The sequence below is a fragment of the Xenorhabdus eapokensis genome (assembly GCF_001908105.1).
On sequence record NZ_MKGQ01000035.1, the window covers coordinates 21,197 to 28,593 of the forward strand.

5 protein-coding genes and 2 pseudogenes are annotated in these 7,397 nt (G+C 53.6%); 6 read left to right on the forward strand and 1 reads right to left on the reverse strand.

From position 1 onward, the window contains the following. Positions 1 to 77 precede the first annotated feature (77 nt). The 5 genes and pseudogenes from Xedl_RS16515 (at position 78) to Xedl_RS16540 (ending at position 5,730) form a co-directional block, all read left to right on the forward strand. Positions 78 to 2,762 carry a CHC2 zinc finger domain-containing protein gene (locus Xedl_RS16515; RefSeq protein WP_074024869.1) on the forward strand — a complete coding sequence of 895 codons (2,685 nt, stop codon included), beginning with the start codon at positions 78 to 80 and terminating at the stop codon, positions 2,760 to 2,762. Between the two features lie 206 nt (positions 2,763 to 2,968). Beyond that, entirely contained in the window at positions 2,969 to 4,045 is a 1,077-nt protein-coding gene (xerC, locus tag Xedl_RS16520; protein WP_279625364.1) for a site-specific tyrosine recombinase XerC, read from the forward strand. Between the two features lie 575 nt (positions 4,046 to 4,620). Further along, complete coding sequence (locus tag Xedl_RS16530) at positions 4,621 to 4,869, forward strand: hypothetical protein (protein ID WP_074024872.1); 249 nt, start codon at positions 4,621 to 4,623, stop codon at positions 4,867 to 4,869. Positions 4,870 to 4,972: 103 nt separating this feature from the next. Further along, a pseudogene (locus Xedl_RS41250) lies at positions 4,973 to 5,092 on the forward strand (RHS repeat-associated core domain-containing protein); the annotation flags it as partial. Between the two features lie 308 nt (positions 5,093 to 5,400). Then, complete coding sequence (locus Xedl_RS16540; RefSeq protein ID WP_074024875.1) at positions 5,401 to 5,730, forward strand: hypothetical protein; 330 nt, start codon at positions 5,401 to 5,403, stop codon at positions 5,728 to 5,730. An 88-nt stretch (positions 5,731 to 5,818) separates the two neighbouring features. Here the strand turns inward: Xedl_RS16540 and Xedl_RS35685 are convergent. Next, positions 5,819 to 5,968: pseudogene (locus Xedl_RS35685) on the reverse strand (SymE family type I addiction module toxin); the annotation flags it as partial. A gap of 237 nt (positions 5,969 to 6,205) precedes the next feature. Here Xedl_RS35685 and Xedl_RS16545 point away from each other — a divergent pair. Next, positions 6,206 to 7,123, forward strand: a complete 918-nt coding sequence (locus Xedl_RS16545) for a DUF1266 domain-containing protein (protein ID WP_074024876.1) — start codon at positions 6,206 to 6,208, stop codon at positions 7,121 to 7,123. Positions 7,124 to 7,397 lie beyond the last annotated feature (274 nt).

Below are 7,397 nucleotides of genomic sequence, written 5' to 3' on the forward strand. Positions count from 1 at the left end.
TGTTGTAATGTCCTAAATATGCGATTATTATATATCGCATATATGTCTATTGACAAGGTTCAGGGAGAAAGAAATTTATGGCTCGCATTCCCGAAGCAGAATTACAGCACCTGAAAACCGCCGTTCCCTTAGTTGCCATCATCGAGCAGCAGGGGCGGCAGTTGTTTAAGCGCGGTAAAGACATGACCGTGCTGTGCCCGTTCCATGAGGAGAAAACGCCCTCGATGGTCATTACCCCAGCGAAAAATCTCTACCACTGTTTTGGCTGTGATGCGGGCGGGTCGGTGCTGGATTGGGTGATGCACACCGAGGGTCTGAGCCTGCGCCATGCCGTGGAGCGCCTGCGTGCCGTGCTGGGGCACAATCCGGCCGTGGAGCCGCTGGTGCAGCCGGAAGAGCTGGCCGGTGATGCCATCGGGCAACAGGTGTTGCTGTCACGGGTGGTTGCGTTTTATCACCATACGTTGCTGAATGCGCCGGAGGCACAAGCGTACCTGTCCAAACGGCGGCTCAACCATCCTGAACTGGTCAGCCATTTTAAGCTGGGCTTTGCCAACCGAACGCTCGCTTACCGTCTGCCAGCCAGTAAATACAAGGCCGGAGCAGAGATCCGCCGCCGCCTGCAAGCCATCGGCGTGCTGCGGGAGAACGGGCGGGAGCACCTGCGCGGCTCGCTGGTTGTGCCGGTGATGGATGCGCAGGGGCAAATCCATGAGCTGTACGGGCGCAAAATCGGTGACGACCTGCGCCAGTCCATTATCCGCCATCTGTACCTGCCGGGGGCACACAAAGGGGTCTGGAATGAAGCCGCGCTGGGTGCCTCCAAAACGCTGATTCTGTGTGAATCGCTGATTGATGCGATGTCGTTCTGGGTGACGGGGCAGCGCAATGTGACGGCGGCCTATGGAGTGCATGGCGTCACGGCTGATCACTGGCAAGCCTTTGAACAGTACGGCATTAAGCAGGTGCTGATCGCTTTCGATAATGACAGCGCCGGCAATGATGCCGCGGTCAAACTGGCGGCGGAACTGGCGGCCAAAGGCATCACGCCGCTGCGCGTGGTGTTCCCGTCGGGCAGGGATGCCAACGGCTATCTGTGCCAGATGGCGGAACCCGAATCGGCCTTTGCCCTGTTGATTGAGAGTGCCGTGCCGATGCAGGATGTGGCGGGCATGGTCGCCCTTGCGCGCCAGACACCTGAGCCAGAATCCGCTTCCCCTTTAGCGGCTGAACCCGCACCCAATGTCACACCAAATGTCGTCTGTGAGTCCGGTGAGCATGGCGAGCTGCGCGTGTCAGTCGGCACACTGCAATGGTGTCTGCGCGGGCTGGGCGCGGTGAAAGCGGGATCGGTTGCCATGAAGCTCAATGCGCAGGTGCTGGACAGGCAAAGCGGTGTGCTGTTCGCTGACGGGGTTGATCTGATGAGCGGGCGTTCACGCAACAGTTACGCCCGACTGGCTGCCGCTGAGCTGGGACTGGCCGAAGGCGACCTCCGGCGGGCACTGGGGCAGGTGTTACTGGCGGTCGAACAGTGGCAGCAGCAAGGCGGCGTGGCCGCAGTCGCCAGCATCCCGAAAATGAGCGACAGCGAGCAGGCAGCGGCACTGGCCTTGTTGCAAGATCCCTACCTGCCCGCCCGTATCACCGCTGACTTAGCGGCCTGTGGTGTGGTCGGCGAATCCACTAACTTGCTGGCCGGTTTTTTGGCGGCGGTGAGCCGAAAGTTACCCAAACCGTTAGCGGTACTTATCCAGAGCAGCAGCGCCGCCGGCAAATCCTCACTGATGGAGGCGGTGCTCAATCTGATCCCAGAGGAGGAGCGCATCCAGTACAGCGCCATGACCGGCCAGAGCCTGTTTTATCTGGGGGAAACCAATCTCCAGCACAAAATCCTCGCTATCGCCGAAGAAGAGGGCGTGCGGCAGGCGGCCTATGCGTTGAAGTTGTTGCAAAGTGATGGCGAGCTGACGATGGCCAGCACCGGCAAGGATGAGGCGACCGGCAACCTCGTCACCAAAAGCTATACCGTCAAAGGTCCGGTGATGCTGATGCTGACCACGACCGCCATTGATGTGGATGAAGAGCTGCTCAACCGCTGTCTGGTGCTGACGGTCAATGAATCCCGCGAACAGACGGAAGCCATCCATGCGTTGCAGCGCCAGAAGCAGACGCTCGAAGGCTTGCTGGCCGAGAACGAGCGGGACTATCTGATGCAGCTTCACCAGAACGCCCAGCGGCTGCTTAAGCCGTTGAATGTGGTCAATCCGTATGCGTCGCAACTGACGTTCCTGTCAGACAAAACCCGTACCCGCCGTGACCATATGAAATACCTGACGCTCATTCAGAGCATAGCGTTGTTGCACCAGTACCAGCGGGACATCAAAACGGCAGAGCATCGCGGCAAGACGCTGGAGTACATCGAAGTGAGCAAAGACGATATCCGGCTCGCCAATCAGTTGGCGCATGAAATCTTAGGCCGGACACTGGACGAAATGCCGCCGCAGACGCGTAAGCTGTTATTGCTGATCCAGGGCTGGGTAAAAGAAAGCGGCCAGCCCCGCCACGAAATGCGGTTTACCCGCAAACAGTTGAGGGATGCCGTGCAGTGGGGCGATACCCAGCTTAAGGTGCATCTCTCACGACTGGTCGAAATGGAATACCTGCTGTTGCACCGTCGTGGCCTGACGTTCGTCTATGAACTGCTGTTCGACGGGGCAGACAGTGATACCGCCCACCTGAGTGGCCTTATTGTTCCCTGAGCGGGCAGTATAACGTTATCCGGTCGGGGTTAAACCCCAGTCGGTCGCCTGTCAGTCGGCTTGTTGTCGGCAGGTAGTCGGGATGGTTAAATCCCGGCAAAGGCAGATACAGCAAGGCTTCCCCTCAAAGTGGTCGGCATCAGCCCAAAAACACTGTTCCGCCCGTACAGCTCTCTTCGCTACCCACACAACAAAAAAGAAGGAACATCCGCATGACAAGCTCACCTAATCCCCTGCTCGCCACCTTACGGGCGCAACTGGACGCGTACCTCGATACGCTGGCCGCACAGGGAAAAAGCCCGCGCACACGGGAAAGCTACCGGGAACGGCTGTTACCGTTCGTGGACTGGTGCGAACAGCGCACCGTGCAGTATCCGGCACAGGTGACGCTGGTATTGCTGGAAAGCTGGCAGCGCTATCTGCGGGCTTACCGCAAAGCCGATGGTCAGCCTTACAGCCATAACGGCCAGCGTGAACGGTTAATCGCCCTGAGGCTGTGGTTCCGCTGGCTACTGCAACGGCATCACATCCTCTACAATCCGACCGAGCAGTTGGTGTTACCGAAAGAAGAGAAGCGGTTGCCCGCCCAGATACTGAGTGAACGGGAAACCGTGCAGGTGCTGGACAGCCTTGACGACCAAAGTATCTTGGGGCTGCGCAACCGGGTGATGCTGGAAGTGCTGTGGAGCAGCGGCCTCCGGCGCATGGAGCTGCGCCAGCTCCGGCGGGGTGATATCGACGTCGAACGGGGGGTCGTGGTGGTTAATCAGGGCAAAGGCCATAAAGACCGGGTGGTGCCCATTGGCGGGCGGGCGCTGGGCTGGCTGACACGCTATCTGGTGCAGGTTCGGCCACAGTTGGCAGAAAGTCATGACAGCGGTTACCTGTTTATCTCGCAAAAGGGCAGGCCGCTCAGTCTGGGGCACTTGACCCAAATCGCGGGCAAGGCCATCCGCCATCAGGCGCAGCTAGACAAGCCGGGCGCCTGTCACCTGTTCCGGCATTCCATGGCGACGCAGATGCTGGACAATGGCGCGGATATCCGCCATATCCAGGCGATGCTGGGGCATGAGAAACTCAACACCACCCAGGTGTATACGCGGGTCGCCATTAAACAGCTCAGGCAGGTGCACAGCCAGACCCATCCGGCCGAGCGGGCAGATAACCAGCCGCCAAACGCTGACACCGAACCCCCGAAGAGCCGCCCATGCCCTGAATCCGCGGAAAGTAGCGTGCCAGACAGCCACCCCGATGCCAGCGGACAGCGCCCCCGTCCCCGTTGAGTTCGCGGGGGGCGGGGCAGGGGCAGACCGTGGCCGGCCTGCCCGTCAGCTTCAGTGCCGGCGGGGGTAAATGGGCAATGGGCAGCGGCGGCCACGGTGTCCCCAACCACTGTGTGCCGGCTGCCCAAAGCCCATTTAACATAATGCAGGGAGATTATGCGAAATTCGCCGTGCGGCCACCGTGTCCCGCCAACCGCCGAAGGGCGGCTCACATCGCATAATCTGCATTATGTCTGGCGCCCCCGCTTATCGGCCTCGCGGGGTGCACCGCACAAGGCTGGCGCCTTCTGCTCTAGACTTCTGAGCCGATCCCTGCCAAAAACCGCGCCAGACTAAAACACCGTGCCCCCCGTCCGGCTAAAACTGCGTCTTCTTTAGCGGCCTTGGGTGGCTCAGGCAAAGAACCCTGTAGGCAGGTCGGCCTGCGGCCTCCGCTGTTTTACCTCCCCCGCCCCGACCCCGCTGCACTGGCTGCGCGCGGCTCGCAGTCGCTGCGCTCCTTGCTCGTTGCCGTGCTCGCCATCTCCGCCCCGTGCAGCCCCCGGAGGGGGCTTCCCTTAAATAAGGTCGCGGTCATGCAAAACCGTGGCAAAGCCCAAAGCAACCGTGCACCAGAGCGTCGCAGGGCGCCGCTTGCGGACTCTGTGCCGCCCGCCCCCGCAGAACGGCCGCCCGCCGCCCAAGCAAGTTGGGCGACGTTCGCCCGTTGCCGTGAAAAACCGCACAAAATCAATCTGATTATCCCATCAATCAGAAGAAGGGGCGCTATACTGCACCGCGGGGCAAGCGTCAAAACAGGGCAAAAGTGCACTTCGGCATTTTAGGTTCGCGGGAATGGGCGGAACGGGTAAAAGGGGTTCTTTAACAAGATGATAAATAAGGAAAAAATCGCTTAAAACCGTATAACCGCACCGGAACCTGCCCTAAGACCCCATCGGGCTGCTGGGCGGGTTTAATCCGTATGGGTATGTGCATAATCCGACAGGATGGGTAGATCCGTTTGGATTAACAAGTTGTCCTCCGCCAGAAATAAAAGCTACGCAGGTTGGCCTAAGAAATCCTAAACAAATCGATGGCATGAAAAAAGATATGCTCGATGGTAAGTTTGATTTTTCACTTCCACAAAATAAGGTTGGCGGCTTTGTGGACTCTAATGGAACTTATTATATGGGTGAAGGGCATCATAGAATGGTTGCTGCTCAGGAAATATATAAAGAAACAGGCGATGCTAAATATATTAATAAGTTAATAGAAAATGGTTCATGGACTAGAACAAACTCACCACCGACTGATGCTAGAGCAATGCCATCAAGAAGTTTCTTTAGTAATTTAAGAAACAAATTAGGATTTTAAAGATGAGAAAAATTATCATATATTCCAATATGTTAAATAAATCTTTATCATATATAAGAAATGTGCAAACGCATTCTTGTTTTAGAAAGGCTTTCGATAAATCTTGTTATATGGAAGCAGAGCTATTACATAATATTGTTATATCTCTTACTGATGAAGAAATGACTTTACATGATATTTTTTTCCTAAATAATCATGCTAGATTCTATTTAGAGAATACCAATGATAAAGAGTGCGCTAATTATTATTCTCACCAAGATGATATAAAGAAATTATTTAGCATCGTTCCTGAATACCTAAAAAATCAACTTGAGTGGCAAGGGCCTCAATAACATTCTTTACTATCAGAATAAGAAGCCGGAAAGATCTCCACGATCTTCCGGCTTTCTTCTTTTTTTAAGAGCTGCTCAGTCCCTGCCCTTAGCGGCTTATGTAGTCGCCAAGCAGCTCCCGCATCTTGAGCTTGATCTCACTGAGCTGGTCTTGCTGGCGCTGGTACTGCTGCTTAATGGTTCGAGTGTCGTCACTGTCGGGGATCAGCACCAGACAGCCCTCCATAATCTTGACCGTGAATGTGCTACTTCAAGTCACCCATGCCATCGGAATATTTTGACTAAAGGCATTCGTGGATTCATGCTAATTTAGTGCCGCAGTGGCTTGGAGTTCACGAGAAAATTCAGGCATAAAAAATCAGCTTTAGATAATCATCTGAGTCCGATTATGATTTATTTGAGTTTGCTTAAGTAAGCAGTATTTAAAAATCTTTATTATTACTATCCTCAATACCTCATATTAAATGGAGATTTTATGCAGTTGTTTTTACGCGTAGGGATTTTAATTCTTTTCCTTCTGGGTGTGGGTTATAGCATTTATGCCCAATTTTCCCCTTATGTAACAAAAGAAAATAGGAAAGAAGAGATTGAGATCACCACGCAAAATACGCTCCCACCGGTAACTAGTGAAGACTGGGGCATCATTTTAGGGGCACCTTATGCGGTTTTCAATGAGCATGCCATCAATGACTATACCCCCGACACCGCCAAGGACAATGGTTTATCATCAGCATGGGGGATCAAAAACCGACAGGATTTACTCCAGCAATTATTTTGGCTCATTGTAGACGGTCATTCCACCGATTATTACGCCATGAGAGATAATGTCATTCAAATAACAAAACAGGATTTCGACACCTTACTAAGCCGCATTGAAAAGAGCCAATGGGATGAAACAGAAAAACAAGAAATCCTCTGGCGATATAAAATGATGTACCACAATACCAATAATATTCAGAATGTGGATTATCTGGCTTGGGATTATGTCCGGTTCAGTATGTTATGTTTAGAAGGTGCTCGGCTGAAATACATTACCGCCGAAGAAGCCAAAGCCTGGACGCGAATGTTAGCTCCGAGTCTGCGTAAAACGTACACGAGTTGGGCGGATTTGTGGCATCAATTATTCATCACTCGCTGGTTCTGGTCGGCACAGGATACGCAATGGACAAGTAGCCAGTCTCATTACCTTGCTATCGTCGATAATTTATTACAGGACAAGGGTAGCCCTGCAAATACGATTAACTGGAATGTGCCACTTTCCTCCTCGGATACGACGTCATTTGCTGAAGCGGTGGCCAGTTTGGAATTAGAAGATGAAGACGGTGTGGTTGTCGGGGTCAATGAGCTGAATGAAATCATCCAATCGAACCTGAATATCATTGGATTAAAATAAGCCAAAATATAAAACATCAGTAGGGGCAATGTGTCCTTGGTTACCTAGTTAACCCGAATTCTGGATAAGAAATTGACGAGAAGCCTGTTCCAGGAGCAAAGTTTTGGTGCACACCGAAAACAACTCCGAGGGGGAACAGGCTATGGACAAGTTAGTTGAAATTTTCTGTGATGTCGATGGTGCGCTGGGAAAAGCTGCACTGTTTCTTGCGGGTGAAAGTCCCGTCGTAGAAGATTAGCCAGATCACTACGTAGCGAGTCTTGCATCTCCGGCG

Bases quoted from the DNA above. Each gene is read 5' to 3' on its own strand.
- Xedl_RS16515 (WP_074024869.1), top strand. From the start codon at position 78: ATGGCTCGCATTCCCGAAGCAGAATTACAGCACCTGAAAACCGCCGTT.
- Xedl_RS16530 (WP_074024872.1), top strand. From the start codon at position 4,621: ATGCAAAACCGTGGCAAAGCCCAAAGCAACCGTGCACCAGAGCGTCGC.
- Xedl_RS16540 (WP_074024875.1), top strand. From the start codon at position 5,401: ATGAGAAAAATTATCATATATTCCAATATGTTAAATAAATCTTTATCA.
- Xedl_RS16545 (WP_074024876.1), top strand. From the start codon at position 6,206: ATGCAGTTGTTTTTACGCGTAGGGATTTTAATTCTTTTCCTTCTGGGT.